The organism is Bacillus cereus group sp. MYBK101-2, from assembly GCF_051918845.1.
Taxonomy (GTDB): Bacteria; Bacillota; Bacilli; order Bacillales; family Bacillaceae_G; genus Bacillus_A; species Bacillus_A paranthracis.
Window position 1 is genome coordinate 97,395 of record NZ_JBQAIE010000013.1, and the last position, 22,997, is coordinate 120,391.

A 22,997-nucleotide genomic window follows, 5' to 3' on the forward strand; every position below is an offset into this window, starting at 1 on the left:
TACCTCCCTATAGGATTATTAAACTGATAACACGTTCTCGTATACGAATACTGCACCTGGATCGGTAATGTAAGCAGTAGTATAACGAGTAACACGACCAATAGTCGTTTTGTCCTCAGGTTGGTTATACGTCTCAGTAGTTAACGGTTCAGCATCAGCAATCTCACCAGCGATATTACGTTCCAATAGTAACGCTAGGTCGCTAGGGTAATTCTCATCAACGATAACGGATAAGCCTAAGAAGTCACCAATGTAACCCTCTAAGAAAGCTACGTCCTCGTTGTCTTTCTTAAGTGAATCACGAACAGATTTACTAGAGAGAAGAATAGCTTCTACATCGATACCGATTACTAACGTGTTTAACTTGTAGCCTTTCGACTTAGCTTTCTTCTTAGCATTTACGATATCAGCGATCATGTTATCCGCTCCTGTAGGTGGTACAGGTTGTCCCTCTGTAGGTGCTGTGATAGGAGCATCCCAATAGTTGCCTGATTTAACAACTCGGTTGCCTTCTCCTGCTGTAGCTGCTGCGTGAATCTTATCGTAAACTAGGTTATTCACCATAGCTACGACTGAGTTAGATAACTTACGGAATGCTCGTTCGAACTGACCATGAGTACCCCACTTTTGCATCTCATAAGAGAACGTGAACTCTAGGCCGTACTTACGAATCATCTCTAAGCGAGCTTCCTCACTAAGTCCAATACGTTTGAATCCTGCACCTTCTCCTACTTCAGGTACATCCTCATAAGAGCCATATCCCTCAGCATCCTTGAAGAACTTTACAGCTAATGAGTCGGCAGATACCTTCATTAGTAAAGCATCAGCTACAAAGCGTTTCTCTGCTAGCTCTCGTACTCGCATAGGCATTACTTTTTTTAATAAGGGATGTTGACCTAAGATTAAATCTGACATACTATATTCCTCCTGTGTGGCTACTATGTATGAGCCGATTAGTTTTATGGTAATAGCGTAGTAAGTGCTACTTAGTAGCTAAACTATTACAAAGGAAACAAAGCAGAATATAACCCTCAGGAGATCATATAAGTTTGTTCCCTTTGTAGTAGCTACGAGACAGTAACCTCCGGTAGTTTTATACCTTCAGCAGTTATCCGCCTCGTGAGTGCTACTTAATTGCTGCTAACTCGTCGTGGATACAACCCATGATGAACTGCATATGCTCACAAGCTCCTACACTAAAGTCGAACTTGTTAGCTAACCAATTTTGGAATGTACATCTGCTAAAACCAATCTTGTTAGCGAATGCAGTATTAGAACAACCTGTGAGTTGTTTATACTTCTTGTAGCGTTCTCGTGTGGCTTCATTCAAGCAAGTCTTAATTTCCTTTTCTTCGTGAGATAGTCTCATATACTATCAGCTCCTAATCAGTTAATCTATATAGGTACTAAGTTGTACCGAGTAGTTATTTAAAAAGGACTCCCTGCTCGTGAGAACAAGGAGTAAGTCCTGATTAGATGTCCCCTTAAAACATCACCTCAGGAGGTCATATAAATGGCAGAAGGCTTAACCCTCTATGTTGCTAGTAAGTCAAGAGAGAGAGGTGAGACAATGAGTATAAGCCCTCAGGAGGCATACACCTTACTAGCAACATACAAGATTAAGGTTGTACCTAGTAAGTTTTCCGTTCTCACTAGGTACTAGGGAGGAGGATGATACAATGAGTAAAACCATGGAGGAAACAATAAAGAAGCAACTCTTTTGTTTCCCTTACATATATATAGTAACAACTGTGTGACTTGTATATACAAGTGTATACCAAAAAGAGAACCAACTCCTATTGAGCTAGCTCTCTCAAGTGCTTACCTATTGTGACCATATCATCGTACCCCATTTGTCCATCTCCTCTTAGCCAATCATTGAAGACTTTCACGTTAACTCCTGTCTTCTCAGGGATGAAACTAAATGGGTCTGCTGCTAGTCCGATTGTCCCTATCAGTCTCCATGCTAGCTCTCTAGTATACTCTTCATAATCTGGAGTGATTATTCTAAAGTCCTCATATACCTTATTAGACTGGCTCACTTGCTTCTCCTGAGGTGATTCAAACACTTTGAGTACTTCTGCTGTAGTTACTTTAGGGTTAAGCGGTATAGATACACCTGCCTCCTCACAAGCACTGGCCCAGTCTCCAAAGAATCTACACGAGGCACTATACAGAGGACGATTAATTTTCTGTATAGATCCACCACCTAAGTTAACTCCTTGAGATTCTAACTCCTGTATCTTCTCAAGAATTAATTCCTTACTCCATTTGATTCTGCTCATTAGCAGTCCTCCTTAATAGTCCATCTGTAAGTTTGTACCGGTATAGGTGTAACCTGTGAGACCGCATCCTCTAGGCTTTCAAAATAGCATCTAATGGCGTTATACAAACGAGGACGGTCTCTGGAGAGTCCCTGCTCGGTGATAGGCTTATTGAAGTACTTCATCTCGGCTAATAGCTCTAGGGTAAACTGTTTAGTGTAGATCATTTAGTTTTCCTCCTCAGGGTTTGTTATTAAGATTGGCTCTAGTGGTGAGCCTATGAAGACAATGTTTAGGGGTTACTTCTCTTCTTGTATCTCTCGTTGTACTCTTTCGAGTAGTTCTGCTAGGAAGTACTTTCCGTACCTCTTGGCAATCATCTTCTCAAATAGTCGTAAGTCTCGTAGATCTTTCTTATAAGAGGGAGACCATTCAGCAATCTCTATAAGTAATTTCTTATATTCTTCTGCTATCTCTTGTCGTGTAAATTCCATTAACATTCCTCCTTAGCTTAATAAGTGGTCAATTGTTTTCTGTGATAAGTTTAACTTCTTGGGTTCGCTCTTTACATCTTCATTGGATTTCTCACTTGATTCCTTTTGAGGAGGAAACTCATTGCCGTACCTCTCAGGGCATCCACCATCGACAATCTCGACTTGTCCTTCTCCTGCATCTATAAAATATAATTGTCCACTCATATAGCTATACCTCCTGAGAATGCATCTATAGTGCGCTTGTTAAGGTTAATATAATCTTCTCCCAGCTCTCTATTGAAGAAAGAGACGGTTCTATCCATTAAGTCACCTAAGTGTACATCCTCAGGGATTTTAACTTCTTCGCTAACAGGTACAACTGCTATTCCGTCTCTATGGATATATTTCTTGTTAGGCTTTGTATTACCAAAGTAATATCTGTTAGCATACTGGTCATGTTGAACCTTTAAAAAGCCCTTCTCTTCTAACTCTGTTATATGCCTTTGGACTGTTCTCACAGAGTTACCTGTGAGGTCGGCTATCTCGTTAAATGTAATAGCTTGTCCGTTAACCACATGAGAACGCATAGCCTCAAAGGTTGCCAGCACCTTAGGTTTAACCATGAGATCGCTAAATTGGTTTTCTAACTCTTGCATTTCCATCTTAGTTATATCTTCCTCTGTTAGCTCGCCTACTTGCTTAATAAACTCGTTGTATTCAAACTCTGTAGCTAAACCTTTTAGTCCTAACTCGTTTCTCCAATTAATGAAAGTCTCCCAGTTTCTCATAGCAATTCCTCCTCAGTTGTTTTTTGTTGACGAGATAGTTATCTATGTGTTATGATTATAAGTTACCTTATTTCGTACATATATTGTATTATGTTTCAAAATAAGACACAAGATATATGTATAAATTCTTTCTTTATTTAACTTTTTTAGATTCGACAAGACATTACCCCCAAAGTCAGCCCTCATAGTTATATCTAATAAGTGCAATGTATAAAACGTACAATAACCTAAATATAGTAAACTGATAGCTACCTCTCTAAAGGCACAACAAAAAGGAGACAACCTATAATCGGCTGCCTCGTTAGTGGCTTAATAGAGGTGTCTAAAAATGTCCACCTGAAAAGAATTTTACCCTCTCAACAGCTCGAAAACCCAGTAATACCAAGGGTTCGTCCCCTTATGGGGAAATCGAACAAGAAAACTAGCTCTATGTGTACACATGCTAAAGAGAAGTACCTAGAGAGGAGTAACTTAAGAGAATACCTAATAAGGAAACCTCTAGAGAATAACTAATAGTCCTAGCTCTAGAAGAAAGAAATTAAAAGGTCTATAAGAGGAGTACTCTAGAGAATAAACTAATTAGTAATACACTGTAGAAAAGAAATAAAGGACTACAGAGGAAGATACTCTAGAGAATAACTTTAAAGATTACCCTTCTCGGTAACGAGAAAGAAAAGCCTTTAAAGAATTACTCTAGAGATGCTATCTTATTAGTCCTTTAAATTATTTAAGATCTTAAATACATAACCTAGAGAAGGATAATCTATTAGAGTATTCTATAGAGGTTATACTGCTGGTTTACCAGCTAGTTATTCTCCATTGTCCATCTCACTATAGACCTTTTTATTTCAATACCTTAGAACTACTGAGGACGCAACTCTTAGATTATTCTATCAGGGTTAGTCTTTCTCGTTACCGAGATAGGATATACTTGATAGGTTATTCTCATTAGTCTCCGTTCTCGTTATTAATTATTCAAATGACTACTAGAGCTGGGACTCTTAGTTATTCTCTATAGGCTGTCTCACTGGTATATCTTTTCTAGTGAGTAATTCTATAGAGGTTATTCTCTAGAGTCCTTTTTTTTCTTTCTCTAGTGATTACTTCTAATTTGTTAGCTATTAGTTTTACCTATCGAGTTAACTCTTTTTAGATATTGTAGAACTTGTATGACCTTTTCAGATAAATCTCATGTATTTCACTACTAGATATTAACACTTGAGGACGCCTAACAGGTAACTTAGGAGCATAATTCTACATATTACTACTTTGTCTCATCTCACTAGTTAACTTGTATGAGATAAACTACTAGGTGATACCGATTAGTGCCGGCTAAAAGTGGTGATCTACCGAGGTGGCAATCTCTCAGTTTTCTTTAGTGACAAAACGTAACCATAGAGACAGCAATCTCATTAGAATACAATTAGAGACGCCTAGGAGACCTCACAAGAGGTTTCATCCTCTGTCAGCTACATTCCTATTAGCTAACTCAATAGAACGTCTTACGGATAAAACTGAGAGGTCAAAATCTAGGAGGTTAACTTTTTTAAATTTTGTCTGATAGGTAAAACGAGATAGGCTGTCTCATTGGTAGGATACAAGGAGGATTGTCTAATGAGATGCTGACTCAACTGGTAAAACTCTAGGGGTTGCTATCTCATATATACATATATTTAAATACCTTATGAGGAGGCACTCCATAGATTGTATATAGTGGTTAATCTCCTGAGGTGCAACTTTCGGGGAAAAAATTTCTAATATATTTCGTCTACGTTTGTTAACAACCGACGTAGGTACACACCCCCCATGCGATAATACTGGAGGGGATTCTCCCACGTAGGCGCACTCACACGCATACACGAGGCAGAAACGCACTAAGGTTGTCCTTACAAGCTCCACAGTGGCTTGTACAAGGAGATAGACTGCTAGTTAGCTATAAAGGTTGCTTGGTTTGTTAGAAGCCTTACAGGGCATTCTAGAGTGTCTACCTTAATTAATGCTGACTCGTTGGGTAATGACTATCTAGTTAACATAACATTAATTATAGAACGTAACTCTAGAGGTAGCCAAACGAGGTTAAGCCTTAGAGCCACAAGGAGTTACGTACCCCCAGTAGGTATCATCTGTATATTTATCTGCATAGGATTCATGCTATCTCGTTGCATACTTATTAGACAGGAATGCTTTACTAATAGGGTTTGCCTACTCGTTTATGCATGATTGTATACACTGTGTAGAAGTACCTAACGAGGTAGCAGACTATAAGGAAAGCTACTGAGGTGAATGACCATTCATTCTAACAGGAAGATAGCTAAAAGGGATCGCATCGAGGTGGGGGTTTTACCTATTTAGTCTCCTCATCAGACACCCCTGTAGCTCACCTACTTAGCCTCTCCTACATCATCCCTACCCACGAGTCTTAACCTCTGTAGTATACTAGCTCGTCACAATATGACGACTGCTCTGTAGTTCCTATAGAAGTTATACCTTCTCAGAATAAAGCAAAAGAGATCGACTACATAGTTATCCTCCACAGATTAACTACATAATCCATCCCTCTAGTTACTTTACGTATACGAGCCGGCAGCTAATTCGGTTACCCTCGCAAGTAATCTATATGTATCGATTCTACATTGTTATTGACTTGTAGGTAGTACCTCTTATAGAATGACTACATAGGTTAAAGCTCTCTAGCTATGAACCATTGAGGTAAAACCTTTCATAGTCAAACTTGCGCTGATGATAGTAATAGTTCAATCGTTTCTTGTGGATATGAAGTCGAAAATATCCCTTCTTCAATTCCTTGTTCTAAAATTTCTGTTAATACAGGAGATAAATGAATAATAGATTGTACTAAACTTTTTTGATGCATTTCTGCATTATTCGGTTGATGAAATTGCTCAATCATTTTATCTTTTACATCCCCTGATTTTGGCGATTGCTCCATTAAAACTCGAAATAACTTTTCTAATACTGGTATATTTGGATTAGAAACGATTACTTTCGCTTTAGCAACATCTTCTTTAATAATCCTCATAATAATCTCATCCATTACTTCTTCTTTCGATTTAAAATAGTGATAAAACGTCCCCTTTGCTATTCCTATCTCTTTTAAAATGTCATTCACTGTTGTTTTCGTATAACCTTTCGTAAGAAATAATCGTTCAGCCGTTTCTAAAATTTCTTTTCTACGCTCCTCATACTCCTTAATTATTCGCATTCACGTTCTCCTTCCAACCAGACCGACTGTCGGTCTATTTTAATTATATGTTTAATTAGTAAAAAGTTTCCTATTTTATACATATACAACATCCTACTTCCAATTTCCTTTATAAATTTTTATTTCTTAACGTCCGTTCAATTTGTTTAAAACGTATCTCACGCTTCTTATCATCACCTTTCATTTTAGGAAAAAGAAGGTTTTCGTATTGGTTAACACCACAAATTACATTGATCAAACAAATACTTCTTTCTTTTGTTACAGCAGAAGCAGGTAGGTTCTTCACTTATCTGCTTTCTCTGTATATTTTTTAAGAAATCGAAAATAATACCAACAAGCTGTTTGAACTAGCAGCTTCACTCTTCTCGTAATGGGGATGCAATTTATCACAATTAGCTAACTCATTGAACTCACTGGCAGACAACCAAAATCGTTGTCTGCTTTTTGTATGAGATTTTTTGTTTTACATATACTACTTTTGAACCTGCAGACCAATACGAGCCATTTTGGTGCTTGGGAGTTCCCTTCCGGGGATAAGTATTTTTTACTTATCCCTTTTTTTGTATAGACACGTATATTTATGGCAAAACTAATTACAAGCAGATTTTCTGTTTATGCGTAGTTCTAAACAAGATTACTTTTTCTCCTATTAAAGGACGGCAGGTACGACTGCTAGTCCTTTTTTCTTATTTCGCATACTATCCTATCCCTTTTGTTAACTTCACACTGCATTATCTTCATCGTCGTAGTAAGCAATTTCCCAATAAGGATGGCAGTTGTGCATCTCGAGTTCCCATCGAACAAAACTAACAAAGTTACAAATTTCTTTTACCAAATCGGCCAATTCTTTGTTTGCAAAAGATGTTTTCATATCGTTATACCAATTGATTTTTTCATAATTCGTATCATCATCAGAGGAGCTAGTACGAATTGCTTGCTCTCGATTTTTTCCGATTAAATATTGTCCATACGTAAGTTGCACTTGTTCTTGAATTACGACATGGTTGTAGTACCCTTGTTCTACTGGTTTTGGACTATAAAATTCCCCTTATAAGTTTTAAATACGGTGAATGAAATTTTTGTTTTTTTCTTGCCATCATCCTTGTTCTATACAAACAAAAAAAGAGCCACAATATTTTGCGACTCTTTACAATTATAAATATTTAACGGCCACGTCTTTGCTGCCCTTGCTTTGTACTACCTTTTTTATTACTTGGCTTATTAAATGATCGGTTGTTTTCATTTCTTGAACTATTTCTTGAATCGTTTCTTGTGCGACCTTTAGAACCACTTCTTGAACCTTCACGGCTATCTCTTTGACGATACTCGCCTGATTTCTTCGGAGCCGGCTTTGGTACCGGTTTTCCATTTTCATCTACACGTTTTATCTTCGGTTGTTCGATTATTTCTCTTTGTATTGGTGCACCAAGCGTTTTTTCAATTTCTTCTAAATGTTTTTCATCTTTCGCTGCAACAAACGTAATTGCAAGACCTGATCCACCTGCGCGTCCTGTTCGGCCAATGCGGTGAATGTAACTCTCTACATCTTCAGGGATATCATAGTTAAATACGTGCGTTACACCATCTACATCAAGTCCACGAGCTGCTACATCCGTTGCGATTAAGTACTGAATTTTAGCTTCGCGGAAACTCTTCATAACTCTTTCACGTTTCGCTTGAGGTATATCACCATGAAGTTCAGCACAATTATAACCTAGTCCTTTTAAATTATCATAAAGCTTACTCGCTCTAACCTTTGTACGACAGAAAATAACTGCTAAAAATGGCTGATCACGATCCATAACAAAACGAAGTGCATCTGGCTTTGCACGATCTGTCGTCTCAATGACACGCTGCTCAATTGTATCTACCGTTACTTCTTCACTTTGTACTTGAATCATTTGCGGCTCATCCATATAACGCTTCGCCAATTTTTTTATATCTTTTGGCATCGTTGCTGAGAATAACATCGTTTGTTTACTACCAGGTGTCTCATCTAAAATATCTTCAATATCATATAAGAAACCGAAATAAAGCATTTGATCCGCTTCATCTAATACAATCGTTGACAGATTACTTAAATCAATTGTTTCACGTCGTATATGATCTAATAATCGTCCTGGTGTCGCAACAACTATATGTGTATTTCCTTTTAATTTTCTCAATTGCTGTGCTACATCTTGTCCACCATAAATCGCTAATACATTAATATCTTCTCTTTGAACAAGCATTTTTTTAATTTCAGTTGTAATTTGCAGCGCTAGTTCCCTTGTTGGTGCAACAATTAAAGCCTGAACATCGCTACATTCTGGATCGATTTTTTCTAAAATTGGTAACACAAATGCTAACGTTTTACCCGTTCCTGTTTTCGCCTGCCCAATAATATCTTTACCTGACAGTATAACAGGAATTGCCTGCTCTTGAATTGGGGTTGCTTCTGTAATTCCATTTTCACGTAATGTATGATTAAACGTTTCACTAATTCCTAATTCTAAAAAGTTTTTCAAATAGACCACTTCTTTTCCTTATTTTTCACATTAGCTTTCATTGTACCATTTGTTTCGCCAAATATGAAAAATAAAAAAATTCTTATCTTCTTTTTTTATATTCATCATGTACTAGTTGGACAAGTTCTTTTTGTTTTTTCTCAGAATTTATTAATGCTTCCATGTTAGTAGAAGACAAAATGAACTTCTTAACTTTTCTATTACTCCAAATTAATCTTGTATACTTTGTATCTTCGTGTAACTTTCGAAACCACTCAAATTCGCTTAATTTGGCAATATGATGTTTTAATTTCATGTCATTTCGAGGATAAAATAAAATGATATCTGCAATTACATCAAACAATAAACTCATCTTCTCCCCCCCTATACATATATATTTCAATGTTACGGAAATATAGTTATAGGGTGATAAAATTGACAACTACATTCATAAGGATCTTTTGCATATTTTACTTACTATATTTTCAATCCACCACAATTATAACGGCAAAATCTCAAACAGATGTAATCAGTGAATTCAAACATGCTTTGCTCAAAAATGATAAAGAATTAATGCAGTCATATGTAACAGAAGGAGTTAAAATACACAATTGCAATTGGTAACAAACGCTATATACAAGGAAAATATAACGTAAAGGCTTTAATTCAAATTGCAGAATCTATGAATTAAAAAAACGAGCTTTCTTATATAGAAAAGATCAGTTTTTTATTATTTTATATATTGAATCCCCCTCCATGATAGCAATAATACTTTACAGCTTTAAGGTCTTTAATTCTCTTTAAAGACTCTTCCGCTTTTTCTATATCTAAACAAAAATTCGGATTAGCTATTACTAACTCACGATTCTCATGAACAGCCGCATCTCCCGTAATTACACAATCTAAATTCGGAAAATATAATGAAATATGTCCCGAAGTATGTCCTGGGGTTGCTACTATTTGACATTCATTATTCAAAATCATTTGATCATCATGTACTTTTTCATCGACGGAAATATGTTTTATATTTTTTAACTGTTGTATAAACCATTTACCAAATTCTTTTTCTTCATTTGGCATACGTTTTAACATTTTTTCAGCTTGAGCCAACCTCTCTGATTTTATATCACCACTAATATAGTTAGATTCAATTTCACTAGCAATAATATTAATGTGAGGATATTTCACTTTGAAATCATATAAAGCCCCTAGATGATCAGCATCATAATGGGTAATAATTATATTCTTTAAGTTTTTCATCTCATACCCATGTTTTAATATTGCATTTTCAATTAAAGGTAAAAAACTTGGATATCCTGTATCGACTAACGTTAATTCATTATGTAATATAATTAAACTTGGATAAACACATTGTGTTTGCCCGTTAAATTCGAATTCAATTGGTAGTTCTATTATTTTCATTTTGCTTCCCCCATACCGCTTAATAAATGTTTAATAAATCAAATCATCTACATACATTTCTTTCAAATTCACGTTTAATGTGTACATTCTATATAACAAAGAAAAAAGCATCCGTTATGAATGCTTTCCTTATCTTACCTGTTCAACTACATAAATCAACTTGGGCCTATCCGAAACCTGATATGTATAGTCTTTATTTTTATGCATATATGTTTCTATCCTATTTATCACTTTAAACATTCTGTCTGAATTCGCACTGAAACGAGATACTGAATCACATAAAACTATTGACCCTTTCTTGTAAAAATTTATAATTTCATAAATATCTCGTTCTAAACAAACTTCTCCTACTTGCAAATCCTCTTTCGCTTCATAGTTATAAATTCCCATTCTCATCTTCCCCTCAACTTGTATTTTTTCTTACAGCATCCCCTTGTTACATAAATAATACCACGATAAAATTCTAAAACTCAAACTCATCGGCTTCATCTGAGAAAATAAAAAGCCATCACCGAAGTGACTACTTTCAAGAAGATGGGAGAAAAGAGAGGAAAAAATAATTCAAAACAAAGTAACACCTGAAATGCTAGAAGAAATACAGAATCTATAATGAAATAGAGCATTTGTGTTTTCAATGAATTTGAGCCTCTTATCAACTGTGCATTCAAAGGTTTAATGATGCAAGACCAAATGCTTTTACATCTATCAATTCAATTATACAAGTAAGAGCAGATTCGAAACTAAGTGCCGAAAAATTCCGTAATACAGAGATGATCAAGATGTTACAATGATAGAAGATGCAATGTGTGTTCAGAGGAAACAGGATTTGATGATAAAAAATCAGCCAGAGATATAGCGGCTAGAATGGCAGTAGCTGGTCTTACATCCGTCGAGAAACTCGCACCAACAGTGACTATCGGGTCATGAAAAGGATTATCTCACACCATAATTTCTAATTCACAGAATTACGCGGTGGGCGTTTAAGCTTAGGTAATCGAAAATGGAGTTCTGCTTTACAAGATGAATTAAAAAATCTTCTATCTGCTTTTGAACACGCAGGATTTTCTAAAGAAAACATTTCAGAAACTTTAGAACAACAATATAAAATGCTTGATAAACTTAAAGTAAAGTTAAGAAAGGATTGATTATTAATGAATATTCTAGAAAAATTAAATAAGGCCTTCACATTAGAAGCTTATGAATCACCAGCGAGTAAAGAGGCTATTCAAAAATTACAAAAGTTCTCATCAATAGATGTGCCATTAGATTATTTAGAAGTAATTCAACAATGTACAAATGCAGAGATTAATGTAAAAAATGAAATTTACATACGTATTTGGGGCCCTACTGATTGCATAGAGATGAATGAAGCGCATGATATTCAAAAATATATACCAAATTCACTAGCAATTGGTGATGACGAAGGCGGAATAGCATTACTATATATAGATGGAAAAGAAGGATTCGGATTATATACAGTGGGTTTTGGAAATTTAGATATTGAAGAGACCATTAAAATAGCTCCTTCATTAAAAGTTCTGTTAATAGATTGCGTCGGAGTCGAGAAATTGTTGTCATAGTTAAAAGAATAACAGTCGACGTATTGATATTGAGTTAATACTCATCATACTATCAATCTCTACAATCAAGGTGCTCTTTCATCGTATTTAAATTGAGCATCTGAAGTTGAATCAGTAGTAAAATATGCTAATCCATCAAGTTGTAAAATGAAATTAGCTGCCATTTTTAACGATGTTAATGCTCCACTAACATCTTCAATGTACTCACTTGAAAAAGCTCCTGATTGGATTATATTTTGTTTAGCACTTCTATTTGCTCTTGTGCTGTTCCAGTCAGCCAAGACAGTGACTTATTTTCCTATAAGTAAATTAAGGTCATATTTCCCGATACCAGGTACATTTTCTGTTTCTATGTATTGCCAAATATCATAAGAGTATGCTGATTTATTACCGCCATATCGCGAATACATACTATGTAACAAAACACCGCGAATCGTTACATACCCAACATTTTATTATTTTGAACAAATAATCTCCTATTTTTATGGAAATATATAATTAAGAAAGACAATAAAATTGATTAATTTCCCACTTCTTTGTCAATCCTTTTAAAAAATCTATGTTTTTGTAAAAGGAGTGTTTATATGGAAAAACAGACACTTTGGAAAAAATTCAAGAAAAGCTCAGCAAACCTCGGTAAATCTAGCGTATATGAAAGTATTATTTTATATTACATAATGAGAAAAAAAGGGTTACCTACTAAAGCGAAGTTCATCATATTAGCCGCTTTATCTTATTACGTATTAACAATCGATTTCATTCCAGATATAGCTGCTATTATTGGGATTGGCTTATTAGATGATGTTTTGGCGATCGCTATTGCGCATAAATTTGTAATGCGCCATGCAGATGCTGAAATTCGAGAAAAGAGTAAAATAAAAATGGAGTCATTATTTACTTCGGCTCAAGTATAATTAAAAAGAGCTAAGATCAATCCTCTTAGCTCCTCATTCTTAACACTATTTTAAAAAATACTATTTCACTTCATTAGCTACAAAGAATTGCTCACAAACACTGGAAATGCGCTGCAAGTCTACGTTTCCGCCAGATATAACCGCGACTACTTTTTTCCCTTTAATATATGGATCCACTTTCCCCGCAAGTAGAGCAGCAGTAGCTAATGCGCCTGCACCTTCTACAACAGCTTTCCCGCGTTGTAATAAGTCTTTCATCGCTACTTCCAGCTCTTTTTCTGATACTGTTACAATATCATCTACTAATTCTTTTACAACTTCAAAAGTTAAATTGCCTGGTATTTTTACCGCGCAACCATCTGCTATCGTAGGTGCCTCATAATGTTCTATAATTTTGCCTTTTTCATAAGATGCCTTCATCCCATGAACATTTTCTGCTTGGACACCAATTATACTAATCGACGGATTAAAAGATTTTAATGCGACAGCAATTCCAGAAATAATTCCTCCTCCACCAATTGGTACAATGACCGTATCAACATCCCACATATCATCAAGAATATCTAATCCTATTGTACCTTGACCAGCCATTACTTCTACATCGTCATATGGATGTAAGTATGTTTCACCTGTTTCTCTAATAATCTCCTCACATTTTGCCTTCGCATCATCAAAGGTTTCACCATGTAAAACCACTTCAGATCCATATCCTTTAGTCGCATCAACTTTCGCCTGCGGTGCAGAAATCGGCATAACGATTTTACTCTTAATACCAAGTAAATGAGCAGATAAAGCAATTCCTTGCGCATGATTACCAGCAGAACAAGCAATTACTCCTCTCTCTTTTTCTTGATCTGTCAGCTGTGACATTTTATTAAACGCACCACGGAATTTAAACGAACCTGTTAATTGCATATTTTCTAATTTCAAGTGAATTTCTCCACCTGTTTTACTAGTCAAATAAAATGATTTTACTAATGGAGTTTTACGAACATTTCTGTCCAAAATAGTTTGAGCTTTTTTAATATCATCTATATGCAATGGTAGTTTTTTAGTTATCATACTAACACCTCTTCCAATGTTCTCTTCCTAAGTTTTCGTAAGTCGCAGCTCCTTTATACGAAATGAAAAAGTCTTTATATATGTACCCCACTCTGTAATACATACATTTGCAAGCAATTTAACATCCTCTTCATATCACGTTCTTTATAATGATTTAAGCATGCAATTTGGATCCAATTATTCTTTCGTAAATACGCTGATTCATAATGGACAATATATCCTTGTAACGCTAACGCATCACCGACCGCTTTAGAAGAAAGCCCTCCATTTAATTGAATCGTAAGTATAATTGGCGCGGCATATTCTTTAGGTGAAACAAGTTTTAACCCTATATTAGTAATAGCTTCTTCCATATAATCATATGTCTCTTTAATTTTTGCAAATGCTTTTTCATCTTCAAATCTCTTCAACGCTTCTTGCAATGCATAAACTAAATTCCATGAATGTGAATATGGAATACTTTCATTTTCTTCATATATACCAATGTCCATATAGGTCGGTAAAGTCTCGTTTACTTTCACATTATGATTATGAAAAACGAAAGATAATCCAGTAAACGATTTAATTGCCTTTCCGCTAACACCGCTCGCAAAATATACACTCTTTAAATCTATCGGTATTGCTCCAATTGAGCTAATGCAATCTACACATAGTTTCACTTTATACTTTTCACATAATGCATTTAACTCGTCTAAATCATTTAACATTCCGGTAGATGTTTCATGGTGAACAAACCAAAGCCATTCATATTTTCCAGCTTCCATTATTTGTTCTAATTCTGTATAAATAAATGGTTGTCCCATTTCCTTTTTATACGTATCAAAATGTAATTGCGCGCGTGCTGCATGTCCAACTAATCTATTACCAAACTCCCCATTTGTTAATACTAGTCCTTTCCTGTTTAAAGAACGTAGCTGTAAAGCAATGGCATCATTCGCTAATGTCCCTGTTCCTAACATGATTTGCACACGTTCTGCTTTTGTCATTTGTAGTAAACGTTTTTTCACATTTTCCATTGTCACTTGAAATGACTTAGAACGATGCGAAATAGGCCTAGTAGAAAATGCCTTTCGAACATTTTCTTCAATATCTACTGGACCTGGTAAAAATGTGTATTCTTTCGTCATAATCCCACCAACACTCGATGCTTCAAACATAGCAGGAGTAACATACATTGGCTGGAAAGCTGCTTCTTCTGTACCAACTAACGAATGGAAAGATTTGAATCCCATTTGCTCATATAAAGGCAGTTCACGTGTTGTTGCAGAAATGAGTGCCAATTCATATCCATTTAGAAGCAAATAACGATGTAAAAAGCGAATTAACCCTAATAACGCTCTTCCATTTCGATATTCACGTTCTACTGAAAGTAAACGAATTTCATATACGTTTTCTCCATGTTCTTGCAAATAAAAATCTAAATTTGAAATTTTATTATCTAATGAGAATGGTCGTTTCCCTCGCAACGCAACCATACCTACTAACTTATCGTCATCTAAACAAATTAAATATGTATTTTCATCATGAAAACGATCAATACGAACACGCTCTTTCGTTTCTTCATGTTGCGGAATTTCTTCTACAAATGTTTTGTAATTCAATTTATGTATACGTTCAAATTCCCAAGCTTGATCAGCAACTTTATAAATTAACCCCATGCCTAATCTCCTTTATGTATTTAATAAAAATTATAAGTGGAGCTTAACTCCACTTATTAAAAATTCATTTCATTCCCGATTTACATATAAAATAAGTACAATGATAAGAGCACTTAAAATAGTCGTAACAATAGAGTAAGAATACAAAATCATGCACACCGGCAAACAAGCGATTGTAATTAACCCTGGCTTAGTAAACCCTTTAAAGATTAAATAAAATATAACGAAAACAACAACAAGAGTAAGCGCTATCAAATAATCAAATGCGATTAATCCTCCAATAAAAGTTGATATGCCTTTTCCGCCCTTGCCTTTAAATACAATTGGATAAATATGTCCAAGTAAAACAGCCAGTAAAGCTAACATTACAAATGTAGAATCTCCAAAAAGGTATTTTGCAATAGAAACTACGATTGCCCCTTTAATTGCATCACCTAAAAATGTAGCGATGAAATATCCTTTTCCATATACACGCCCCATATTTCTTGCGCCAGGGTTACCGCTTCCTTCATCCCGAATATCAACGTTATGTCTCCATTTCGTTACTATATAAGCGGTCAATATGTTTCCAAATAAATAAGAAGCGACCAAATACAAAAACTGCATACTATTAATCATGTAATCATTCACTTTCTATATGGGAATACATATACAATATTCAAGAACTATGTATATTGTACTTTTTTATCTACATCCCTTCATACATTTTAACATCATATATTTACAAATCATACAAAAATTCTCATGCAGTTATATTTTAAAATATTTATTCTTCATTAAATAATATGTTCCTTTTACTGCTAGTTCTGATTGTGGTACAAATGTAACGTCTCCCATACTTTTCTCACAGCATTTCTTAAATTCAGCATATATTTCAGGAACTAAACACAATATGCTGCCACTTACTGCAATGGAAGCTGATAAATCAAACTGCATCTTGTTATAAACATCTATTGTAATCCTTGCTAATTCCTTTCCAGCTTGCATCATAATTTCATGTGCAGCATCATTCCCATTTCTAGCTTCCCGAATAACTAATGGTGTGATTGCTGCAACTTTATCTTTTGCAGATCTATAAACTAGACTTTTTATATGAGACGATGTCAAAAGTTGAAACTCATCTTGAATTCTTAAGCTTAATGGACAAAGTGTAACCCCTTGATCCAATTGATTTACCATTCTCTTTAAAGCTTGTAATGCAATCCAATATCCGCTTCCTTCATCTCCTAAAATATGTCCCCATCCACCGCTATACTCATGTACTTCTCCTTTTCTCCCTAGACAAATCGCACCTGTGCCACCAATCGTTAAAATTCCATCCTTTCCTTCTAAAGCGGCTGCATGTGCTATCATTGCGTCATTAAAAACTTCAATTTGTATTCCATACTTCTTTTTTAGACGTAATGTTAATTCATTTATATTTGCTCCGCTTATACCTGCTAATCCTAAACAAATACAAACACAATGCTCTTTCACTACACTTATCTGGCAATGATCAATCGCTTCCATAATATGCACAAGAGCTTCTTCAAAATCTATTAATATATTTCCAAAACCACTCTTACCACTTATAATTTCCTTTCCGTCTTGATCAAAGGCGATTGCTTCTGTCTTCGTTCCCCCACCATCTACTCCAATCATATACTTCATATATGTTCACCTCATTTTCTTCATAACGGAGGGAAGGTTATATTCCCTAAAACTACAGATTGTTTTGCACCTGTTGCGCTTGGCACATTACTCGGATTACGATGATACGTTTCGTTTGCTAAAATGGCAAAGGCGATTGCTTCTTTCGCCTCTGAAGAATAGCCTATATCTTCTTGAATGAATATTGTACATTTTTCATCCTTCAATCCATACCGTATCATTTCAACAAGTGTGTTATTATAACTGCCGCCACCGCCTAAAATTACCTCATCAATTTCATAATACGGCAGAATAAACTCCTTATAATGATGAACAATTGAACTTGCTGTAAACATCGTGACAGTCGTTAATATATTTTCTTTACTATGCTTTTCATACCGCTTCAATAACTGACTTACAAACTCTTCACCAAACTGTTCTCTACCAGTTGATTTCGGTGGATTCATTTTCAAAAATGGATGATTCATACAATATGTCAAAATTTCATCTACAACTCTACCCTGTTTTGCAATTTCACCATTTTGATCATATGGCAACTGAAATAACCTTTGACATACTTCATCAATTATCATATTACCCGGACCAGTATCAAAAGCTATAACGTTCTGATCACTTTTTTGACTTGGTATTACTGTAACATTACTAATCCCACCAATATTTTGTAGTAGTCTATTTTTACTTGGATCACGATACAAAATAACTTCTGAATATGGTACAAGTGGTGCACCTTGTCCTCCTGCTGCCATGTCCATCGTTCGGAAATTTGAGATAACCGTCGTGTTCGTGTCATATGCTATTACTGCAGGCTCCCCAATTTGCAATGTGGAAGCTATCATATTCCCTTCTGGCTTTGGTTGATGGTAAATCGTTTGTCCGTGAGAACCTATCAAATCTAATTGTTCCAAAGAAAAATTGGCCTCTTTACAAACTTCTTTTACAGCGTTGGCGAAACATAAACCTAACTTAAAATTTAAACTACATATGAGTTGGACATTTGAATTTTCTATTGATAATGCTTGTTGTATTTCACTTTTTATATCATTACGAAATGGAACTGTAGTAAAATGGATGAGTTTAACCTTAGAATCTACACCACTCCCTTCTATACGAACGAGCGCTACATCTATTCCATCTAATGACGTACCGGACATTACACCTGCAATATACATAACATGCGTGACCTCCTATTTATTAAAAAACAATCATGTAAGTTACAAACGTACAACCGATCGAAAAGAATATAAATCTAAAAAACAACTGAGCTTTCGATGCAAACGATCCATCAATGAAAGAAACAACTACTGTAAGCAAAATGCTTGCCGCAATGCTTGTAACAAGCCATATACTGTGCATTTGTGATAGATGTAGCATTCTTAATAAAGGCACAAAAAGTAAATTCGCACATATCACTCCAAATAATAATAAAAATACACCTTTATAACTAAATTTTATATTCATTCCATTTCATCCTCTCTGGACTTCATGTGAAAGAAGTGATAGGCAAAATACCTATCACTCATAAATTAAAGCATAAAGATTATGGATTAACAGATTCGCCTTCACCATTCTTCTCAATTTCAAGCATATTTTTGTCGTACATTTTAAAGAATGGTAAATATATAAGGAACGATATTGCTATATTTATAAAAACTAATACAATCGCACGCCAATCCCCACCTGTTGCTAAATAAGCACCAATTGGAGCAGGTAATGTCCATGGCGGCATAATATGCGTTGGCGTTACAAATCCCATTGCAGTTGCAGAATATGCAACAGTTGCCGTTACAAGTGGTGTAATGATAAATGGGATAATTAAAATTGGATTTAGTACAATCGGTAATCCGAATATGACTGGCTCATTTATATTAAAAATACCCGGAACAATACAAGTTCTTGATAATGCTTTCGAATATTTTGATCGACCAAATACAATCATAGCTAATACAAGCCCTAATGTCGCACCAGAACCGCCAATCCATATAAACCATTGATATAACGGCTCTGGTGAAATAAATGGCAACTGATCTGCTCCACTAGCAACTGCTTCTCCATTTTTCCCTAGATATACTTCCCATAATGGCCGAGCAACAGTTCCAACAACCGACACACCATGGATTCCGAATGACCAAAAAAACGTAATTAAAAACACTGGAATCATTACACCGAAGTAACTATCGCCAGCTTTTACTAATGGTGCTGCTAGTTTATCAACAACATGGTGTAAATCAATGCTAAAAACGACAGTTACTAGACTCATTATAATAATAACGAATGCAGCAGGTATAAGTGCTTCAAACGAACGCGACACAGATGGCGGTACTTGTTCTGGCATTTTAATCATTACATTTTTCTTCTTACAAAACCTTAAAATCTCTACAGATAAAATAGAAACAATCATCGTCACGAATAATCCATGACCTCCGAGATTTGTCATCGGAAGCATAAATCCTTTTTTATCAATTAATTCAGGAGTTAATGTTAATAGCAGTGAACATACTGCAAGCTGTGCTCCTGATAAAGCATCTAGTTTATAACTTTTCGCCAAATTATATCCTATTCCAAATGCTATATATAAAGACATAATAAACATCGTTAACCGATATGGTATTAATATACTTGTTTGATTCTTTAATGCCCAAACGGATATGAAACTATCTTTCGGTAAAGGTGGAAATGCTACGATTAAAAAGAAACTTCCTACGATGATAAATGGTAATGCTGAAATCACTCCATCACGGATTGCTTGTAAATGTCTCTGTTCAGAAAGTCTTGCCATCGGTCCAGATAAGTTTTTATCGAGAAACGTGACAAACTTATTCATAACGGTTCCCCCTAACGAATTAAATCATTTACAGTCTTTAATAAAGTCGGTCCACCAAGAGGTGTATATGCTTGCGGCGGTATAATACCGCACGGGATAGATTCCTCTTCTGCGAATTTTTTAACAGAATCAAATCGATGTCTAACTTGAGGTGCAACCATTACAACGTCCCAGCCATTCTTTACTTCTTCCTCTACCTCATTTGTTCCAATCGCATGCACTTCCATGTTCATACCCTTTTTCTCCGCCTCCTTTTTTAAAGCGTTTACAACAATTGCGCTGGACATTCCTCCAGAACAAACGAACAAAACCTTCATTTATGAATCCTCCTATACTTATAATTTATTCCCCTTCAAATGAAAGGAAGTTTCACTTTACTAACAAGCATATGAAGTAGTAAATGAATTTAGTTATACTGAAAGTAAATTTCATTAAAAATATTTTTCCTATTAAATTAATGTTTCAATATACAATTTTCTCTATTGCAAGGCCAACCTTGCCTCGTATATTATCTTAGATAATCATATGATAAGGAGGCGTATACATGATCGTTAAACGTTTATTTATGATATGTTGCATCGTCATCTTGTTCATCCCTTTCTCTTTCATTTCCCCTCACTTTACTTATGCTGAAGTAACTACTACGTACAAAAAACACGAATTACGTGCTGTATGGATCGCATCTGTTCTTAATATTGATTGGCCCTCAAAAACTGGCTTACCAATTGAAAATCAAAAACAAGAATTTATTAAATTATTAGACGATGTAAAAAACACTGGTATGAATGCAGTCATTGTACAAATAAAACCAACTGCTGATGCCTTTTATCCTTCCAATTACGGCCCTTGGTCTGAATATATTACCGGTACACAAGGAAAAGATCCCGGATACGACCCACTAGCATTTATGATTGAAGAAGCACATAAAAGAAATATAGAATTTCACGCATGGATTAATCCATACCGAATAACGATGAATCACACTGATATAAATCGATTATCAAATAATCACCCTGCAAGACAGCACCCGGATTGGGTTGTACCTTATGGCGGAAAATTATATTACAACCCCGGTATTCCAGAAGTAAAAAAGTTTATAACTGAAGGTGCTTTAGAAATCGTACAAAATTACGATGTTGATGCATTACATATGGATGATTATTTTTATCCATATAAAGTGGCGGGTGAACAATTCCCCGATCAAAAAACGTACGAATTATATAATAACGGTAAATTTACAAATATAGAAGATTGGCGACGTGACAATGTAAATGAACTTGTAAGAGATTTAAATACTGCTATTAAACAAGAAAAGTCATATGTAAAATTTGGCATTAGCCCATTTGGCGTATGGCGAAATATAGCTGATGATCCGACTGGCTCTAACACAACTGCCGGCCAAAGAAACTTTGATGATCTTTATGCTGATACACGTGAGTGGATACAAAAAGGTTACATTGACTACATCACACCGCAAATATATTGGAATATAGGTTTCACTCCTGCTGCGTATGACATATTAGTAGATTGGTGGGTAAAAGAAACAAATAATAAACCGATCCACCTATACATCGGTCAGGCAGCCTATAAAATTAATAATAATTCTGTCCCAGCTTGGTCTAATCCAGAAGAATATCCAAGACAAATTGAATTAAATCGGTTATATCCTGAAATAAAAGGTAGTATGCATTTTAGCTTGAAAGATATTAATAACAATCCACTAGGAGTGAAAGATAGACTCTCAAAAGACATATATAAATATCCTGCATTAATCCCCTCTATGCCTTGGATTGATCATGATCCACCAAAACAACCGACTTTAAAAGGTGCAATTCCAAGAGATGAAGGTATTGCTGTAGGTATCATTGATAATAGAGAGAATGATTCTGCTTATTACGCTATTTACCGCGTGAATGGAAAAAGTGAAGTGAATATAGAAAATCCGAAAAATTTACTTACTACTGTAAGAAAGACAAAGCCTGGAGAAATTTATGTAGATAAAACGGCTATCCCTGGAGAAACATATACGTATGTAGTAACTGCGGTTGATCGATTGCATAATGAAAGTGTTGCATCTATTGAGACCACTGTAAAAGCAAAGTAGAGTATACAACAAAAAACTACCTATTCTTTTATGAATAGGTAGTTTTCATATTATCATTTATAAATTAAACTACATCATTTCTTTTAATAAAGAGTTCGCACTTTTAAGAATTTCTCCACCATCATTCATTAACTTTGTAGCTCTTTGCATTTTTTTTGTATTTCCTTCATCCAAAGCTTCTGGAGTTAACTTCGCAGATTGATTAAATTTCTCTAAAGCCTGCAAATATAAACTATTAACTTCTTTGAATTTATCAGGCACTTGAGCGTTTGGTGGGTTTTGAGTTACATCTTGTAACATAATTAGACTCGCGGCTAATTTAATCGTCCATTCTTCATCCCCAATTTTATTATTTACCAAAAGATTACCTGTCTGATTTAAAGAATCTGTTAGTTTTTTACTATGAGTAGCATATGCAGATCTATAATTTGATTCCAACACTTTTTGTTGTGTTTCTGCCTTACGCGCCTCTGCTTCTGCTTTCTTTTTTTCTTCTTCTTTTTTACGTTGTTCTTCTTCTATTTTCTTCTTTTCTTCTTCTTCTTTTTTACGTTG

General features: G+C 35.2%; 22 protein-coding genes and 5 pseudogenes. 5 read left to right on the forward strand and 22 right to left on the reverse strand.

Going from position 1 to position 22,997, the window contains the following annotated elements:
* Positions 1-18: 18 nt before the first annotated feature.
* The 10 genes and pseudogenes from ACTFSI_RS21650 to ACTFSI_RS21695 form a co-directional block, all read right to left on the reverse strand.
* Positions 19-915: a phage major capsid protein gene (locus ACTFSI_RS21650; protein ID WP_440045636.1), complete on the reverse strand. Its 897-nt coding sequence runs from the start codon at positions 913-915 to the stop codon at positions 19-21.
* A 211-nt stretch (positions 916-1,126) separates the two neighbouring features.
* Positions 1,127-1,369 (reverse strand): hypothetical protein, encoded by a 243-nt coding sequence (locus ACTFSI_RS21655; protein WP_001239772.1) that lies wholly within the window; start codon positions 1,367-1,369, stop codon positions 1,127-1,129.
* Between the two features lie 427 nt (positions 1,370-1,796).
* The gene (locus ACTFSI_RS21660) at positions 1,797-2,285 is read right to left on the reverse strand and encodes a hypothetical protein (protein WP_440045637.1); all 489 of its coding nucleotides are present in this window, start codon (positions 2,283-2,285) and stop codon (positions 1,797-1,799) included.
* A gap of 278 nt (positions 2,286-2,563) precedes the next feature.
* On the reverse strand, positions 2,564-2,758 hold the full coding sequence (locus ACTFSI_RS21665) for a hypothetical protein (protein ID WP_127813214.1): 195 nt from the start codon (positions 2,756-2,758) through the stop codon (positions 2,564-2,566).
* Between the two features lie 12 nt (positions 2,759-2,770).
* Positions 2,771-2,962 (reverse strand): hypothetical protein, encoded by a 192-nt coding sequence (locus ACTFSI_RS21670; RefSeq protein WP_127813215.1) that lies wholly within the window; start codon positions 2,960-2,962, stop codon positions 2,771-2,773.
* A complete protein-coding gene (locus ACTFSI_RS21675) occupies positions 2,959-3,525 on the reverse strand; it encodes a winged helix-turn-helix transcriptional regulator (RefSeq protein WP_440045638.1) in 567 nt (188 codons plus the stop codon). Before ACTFSI_RS21675 ends, ACTFSI_RS21670 begins: the two co-directional genes overlap by 4 nt.
* A gap of 2,728 nt (positions 3,526-6,253) precedes the next feature.
* Positions 6,254-6,745: pseudogene (locus ACTFSI_RS21680) on the reverse strand (TetR/AcrR family transcriptional regulator); the annotation flags it as partial.
* A gap of 721 nt (positions 6,746-7,466) precedes the next feature.
* Positions 7,467-7,727: a hypothetical protein gene (locus ACTFSI_RS21685; RefSeq protein ID WP_070806023.1), complete on the reverse strand. Its 261-nt coding sequence runs from the start codon at positions 7,725-7,727 to the stop codon at positions 7,467-7,469.
* A 181-nt stretch (positions 7,728-7,908) separates the two neighbouring features.
* The gene (locus tag ACTFSI_RS21690) at positions 7,909-9,261 is read right to left on the reverse strand and encodes a DEAD/DEAH box helicase (protein WP_275893779.1); all 1,353 of its coding nucleotides are present in this window, start codon (positions 9,259-9,261) and stop codon (positions 7,909-7,911) included.
* 73 nt (positions 9,262-9,334) lie between these two features.
* Positions 9,335-9,604 (reverse strand): hypothetical protein, encoded by a 270-nt coding sequence (locus ACTFSI_RS21695; RefSeq protein WP_000054528.1) that lies wholly within the window; start codon positions 9,602-9,604, stop codon positions 9,335-9,337.
* 29 nt (positions 9,605-9,633) lie between these two features.
* On the opposite strand from ACTFSI_RS21695, the pseudogene ACTFSI_RS21700 reads away from it, so the two are divergent.
* Positions 9,634-9,837, forward strand: a pseudogene (locus ACTFSI_RS21700) (hypothetical protein); the annotation flags it as partial.
* A gap of 129 nt (positions 9,838-9,966) precedes the next feature.
* On the opposite strand, the gene ACTFSI_RS21705 reads toward ACTFSI_RS21700, so the two are convergent.
* Together ACTFSI_RS21705 and ACTFSI_RS21710 are read right to left on the reverse strand one after the other, a co-directional pair.
* Complete coding sequence (locus ACTFSI_RS21705; RefSeq protein ID WP_138322000.1) at positions 9,967-10,653, reverse strand: MBL fold metallo-hydrolase; 687 nt, start codon at positions 10,651-10,653, stop codon at positions 9,967-9,969.
* Between the two features lie 129 nt (positions 10,654-10,782).
* Positions 10,783-11,043: a hypothetical protein gene (locus tag ACTFSI_RS21710; RefSeq protein WP_000513518.1), complete on the reverse strand. Its 261-nt coding sequence runs from the start codon at positions 11,041-11,043 to the stop codon at positions 10,783-10,785.
* A 166-nt stretch (positions 11,044-11,209) separates the two neighbouring features.
* On the opposite strand from ACTFSI_RS21710, the pseudogene ACTFSI_RS21715 reads away from it, so the two are divergent.
* A pseudogene (locus ACTFSI_RS21715) lies at positions 11,210-11,520 on the forward strand (WXG100 family type VII secretion target); the annotation flags it as partial.
* A gap of 284 nt (positions 11,521-11,804) precedes the next feature.
* A complete protein-coding gene (locus ACTFSI_RS21720; protein WP_044791814.1) occupies positions 11,805-12,233 on the forward strand; it encodes an SMI1/KNR4 family protein in 429 nt (142 codons plus the stop codon).
* 52 nt (positions 12,234-12,285) lie between these two features.
* On the opposite strand, the pseudogene ACTFSI_RS21725 reads toward ACTFSI_RS21720, so the two are convergent.
* Positions 12,286-12,634, reverse strand: a pseudogene (locus ACTFSI_RS21725) (N-acetylmuramoyl-L-alanine amidase C-terminal domain-containing protein); the annotation flags it as partial.
* A gap of 183 nt (positions 12,635-12,817) precedes the next feature.
* On the opposite strand from ACTFSI_RS21725, the gene ACTFSI_RS21730 reads away from it, so the two are divergent.
* Positions 12,818-13,147, forward strand: coding sequence for a YkvA family protein (locus ACTFSI_RS21730; protein ID WP_044791816.1), 330 nt, complete (start codon positions 12,818-12,820; stop codon positions 13,145-13,147).
* Positions 13,148-13,207: 60 nt separating this feature from the next.
* Here the strand turns inward: ACTFSI_RS21730 and tdcB are convergent, their stop codons facing one another.
* From tdcB to ACTFSI_RS21770, 8 genes are all read right to left on the reverse strand, one after another.
* Entirely contained in the window at positions 13,208-14,209 is a 1,002-nt protein-coding gene (tdcB, locus tag ACTFSI_RS21735) for a bifunctional threonine ammonia-lyase/L-serine ammonia-lyase TdcB (protein WP_044791818.1), read from the reverse strand.
* Positions 14,210-14,283: 74 nt separating this feature from the next.
* The gene (locus tag ACTFSI_RS21740) at positions 14,284-15,867 is read right to left on the reverse strand and encodes an aminotransferase class V-fold PLP-dependent enzyme (RefSeq protein ID WP_044791820.1); all 1,584 of its coding nucleotides are present in this window, start codon (positions 15,865-15,867) and stop codon (positions 14,284-14,286) included.
* A gap of 69 nt (positions 15,868-15,936) precedes the next feature.
* On the reverse strand, positions 15,937-16,485 hold the full coding sequence (gene plsY / locus ACTFSI_RS21745; protein ID WP_044791822.1) for a glycerol-3-phosphate 1-O-acyltransferase PlsY: 549 nt from the start codon (positions 16,483-16,485) through the stop codon (positions 15,937-15,939).
* 132 nt (positions 16,486-16,617) lie between these two features.
* Positions 16,618-17,517: a BadF/BadG/BcrA/BcrD ATPase family protein gene (locus ACTFSI_RS21750; protein WP_138322001.1), complete on the reverse strand. Its 900-nt coding sequence runs from the start codon at positions 17,515-17,517 to the stop codon at positions 16,618-16,620.
* Between the two features lie 20 nt (positions 17,518-17,537).
* Positions 17,538-18,686: an anhydro-N-acetylmuramic acid kinase AnmK gene (gene anmK / locus ACTFSI_RS21755; protein WP_138322002.1), complete on the reverse strand. Its 1,149-nt coding sequence runs from the start codon at positions 18,684-18,686 to the stop codon at positions 17,538-17,540.
* Between the two features lie 22 nt (positions 18,687-18,708).
* On the reverse strand, positions 18,709-18,975 hold the full coding sequence (locus ACTFSI_RS21760; protein ID WP_001021970.1) for a hypothetical protein: 267 nt from the start codon (positions 18,973-18,975) through the stop codon (positions 18,709-18,711).
* 79 nt (positions 18,976-19,054) lie between these two features.
* A complete protein-coding gene (locus ACTFSI_RS21765; RefSeq protein WP_001032281.1) occupies positions 19,055-20,338 on the reverse strand; it encodes a PTS sugar transporter subunit IIC in 1,284 nt (427 codons plus the stop codon).
* 11 nt (positions 20,339-20,349) lie between these two features.
* Complete coding sequence (locus ACTFSI_RS21770; protein WP_000865887.1) at positions 20,350-20,655, reverse strand: PTS sugar transporter subunit IIB; 306 nt, start codon at positions 20,653-20,655, stop codon at positions 20,350-20,352.
* A gap of 227 nt (positions 20,656-20,882) precedes the next feature.
* Here ACTFSI_RS21770 and ACTFSI_RS21775 point away from each other — a divergent pair, with 227 nt between their 5' ends.
* On the forward strand, positions 20,883-22,442 hold the full coding sequence (locus ACTFSI_RS21775; RefSeq protein WP_138322003.1) for a glycoside hydrolase family 10 protein: 1,560 nt from the start codon (positions 20,883-20,885) through the stop codon (positions 22,440-22,442).
* A gap of 69 nt (positions 22,443-22,511) precedes the next feature.
* Here the strand turns inward: ACTFSI_RS21775 and ACTFSI_RS21780 are convergent.
* A pseudogene (locus ACTFSI_RS21780) lies at positions 22,512-22,997 on the reverse strand (hypothetical protein); the annotation flags it as partial.

Bases quoted from the DNA above. Each gene is read 5' to 3' on its own strand.
- ACTFSI_RS21710 (WP_000513518.1), bottom strand. From the start codon at position 11,043: ATGGGAATTTATAACTATGAAGCGAAAGAGGATTTGCAAGTAGGAGAA.
- tdcB (WP_044791818.1), bottom strand. From the start codon at position 14,209: ATGATAACTAAAAAACTACCATTGCATATAGATGATATTAAAAAAGCT.
- anmK (WP_138322002.1), bottom strand. From the start codon at position 18,686: ATGTATATTGCAGGTGTAATGTCCGGTACGTCATTAGATGGAATAGAT.
- ACTFSI_RS21760 (WP_001021970.1), bottom strand. From the start codon at position 18,975: ATGAATATAAAATTTAGTTATAAAGGTGTATTTTTATTATTATTTGGA.
- ACTFSI_RS21770 (WP_000865887.1), bottom strand. From the start codon at position 20,655: ATGAAGGTTTTGTTCGTTTGTTCTGGAGGAATGTCCAGCGCAATTGTT.
- ACTFSI_RS21750 (WP_138322001.1), bottom strand. From the start codon at position 17,517: ATGAAGTATATGATTGGAGTAGATGGTGGGGGAACGAAGACAGAAGCA.
- ACTFSI_RS21765 (WP_001032281.1), bottom strand. From the start codon at position 20,338: ATGAATAAGTTTGTCACGTTTCTCGATAAAAACTTATCTGGACCGATG.
- ACTFSI_RS21705 (WP_138322000.1), bottom strand. From the start codon at position 10,653: ATGAAAATAATAGAACTACCAATTGAATTCGAATTTAACGGGCAAACA.
- ACTFSI_RS21675 (WP_440045638.1), bottom strand. From the start codon at position 3,525: ATGAGAAACTGGGAGACTTTCATTAATTGGAGAAACGAGTTAGGACTA.
- ACTFSI_RS21660 (WP_440045637.1), bottom strand. From the start codon at position 2,285: ATGAGCAGAATCAAATGGAGTAAGGAATTAATTCTTGAGAAGATACAG.
- ACTFSI_RS21650 (WP_440045636.1), bottom strand. From the start codon at position 915: ATGTCAGATTTAATCTTAGGTCAACATCCCTTATTAAAAAAAGTAATG.
- ACTFSI_RS21720 (WP_044791814.1), top strand. From the start codon at position 11,805: ATGAATATTCTAGAAAAATTAAATAAGGCCTTCACATTAGAAGCTTAT.
- ACTFSI_RS21665 (WP_127813214.1), bottom strand. From the start codon at position 2,758: ATGGAATTTACACGACAAGAGATAGCAGAAGAATATAAGAAATTACTT.
- ACTFSI_RS21670 (WP_127813215.1), bottom strand. From the start codon at position 2,962: ATGAGTGGACAATTATATTTTATAGATGCAGGAGAAGGACAAGTCGAG.
- ACTFSI_RS21695 (WP_000054528.1), bottom strand. From the start codon at position 9,604: ATGAGTTTATTGTTTGATGTAATTGCAGATATCATTTTATTTTATCCT.
- ACTFSI_RS21655 (WP_001239772.1), bottom strand. From the start codon at position 1,369: ATGAGACTATCTCACGAAGAAAAGGAAATTAAGACTTGCTTGAATGAA.
- plsY (WP_044791822.1), bottom strand. From the start codon at position 16,485: ATGATTAATAGTATGCAGTTTTTGTATTTGGTCGCTTCTTATTTATTT.
- ACTFSI_RS21740 (WP_044791820.1), bottom strand. From the start codon at position 15,867: ATGGGGTTAATTTATAAAGTTGCTGATCAAGCTTGGGAATTTGAACGT.
- ACTFSI_RS21775 (WP_138322003.1), top strand. From the start codon at position 20,883: ATGATCGTTAAACGTTTATTTATGATATGTTGCATCGTCATCTTGTTC.
- ACTFSI_RS21730 (WP_044791816.1), top strand. From the start codon at position 12,818: ATGGAAAAACAGACACTTTGGAAAAAATTCAAGAAAAGCTCAGCAAAC.